Here is an 844-nt window from a genome sequence, read left to right as displayed (position 1 = left end):
TGACGTGACCCCCGTTTCTTCATCCACCTGGAACTAGAGACCGGCCCTTGAAGGGACGGACGGAATGAAGCGGAAGCAGTTTACGGAAGAGCAGATCATCGGCATCCTGAAGGAGGCCGAGGCGGGCGCAGTGGTGACCGAGCTGTGTCGGAAGCACGGAATGTCGAGTGCGACCTACTACGCGTGGAAGGCGAAATTCGGCGGCCTGGAGGTGTCCGACGCGAAGCGGCTGCGGTCGCTCGAGGAGGAGAACGCCCGGCTGAAGCGGCTGCTCGCGGACACGATGCTCGACAACGCGGGTCTGAAGGATCTGCTGTCAAAAAAATGGTAGCGCCCGCCGCGAAGCGGCAAGCGGTCGCGCATCTCCAGGCGACGTTGGGGATGAGCGAGCGGCGGGCGTGCATGGTCGTCGGGGCAGATCGCACGAGCATGCGGTATCGGTCATGTCGGGCGGATGATGGCGACCTGCGGTCGCGGCTGTGCGAGCTGGCGCAGCAGCGCAGGCGGTTCGGCTATCGACGGCTGCACATCCTGCTGCGCCGGGACGGCATCACGATCAACCGCAAGAAGACCCAGCGGCTCTACCGTGAGGAAGGGCTGACGGTCAGGCGCCGGAAGGGACGAAGGCGCGCTGTTGGCGCGCGGGCGCCCGCGCCTGTGCTGGCGCTCCCTAACCAGCGCTGGAGCCTGGACTTCGTGCACGACCAGCTCGTCACCGGACGGCGGTTCCGTGTGCTCAACATCGTCGATGACGTGACGCGCGAGTGCCTCCGGGCGGTGGTGGACACCTCGATCTCGGGCCGGCGGGTCGTGCGCGAGTTGACCGATCTGATCGCCGAGCGTG

Annotated in this window: 1 pseudogene; it reads left to right on the top strand. The window is 66.4% G+C overall.

The window, feature by feature from the left end:
- Positions 1-64: 64 nt before the first annotated feature.
- Positions 65-844: pseudogene (locus tag MHZ35_RS17895) on the top strand (IS3 family transposase); the annotation flags it as partial.

The organism is Sphingomonas sp. ACRSK (assembly GCF_022346685.1).
Taxonomy (GTDB): Bacteria; Pseudomonadota; Alphaproteobacteria; order Sphingomonadales; family Sphingomonadaceae; genus Sphingomonas; species Sphingomonas molluscorum.
This window is presented reverse-complemented; position numbering and strand designations above follow the sequence as displayed.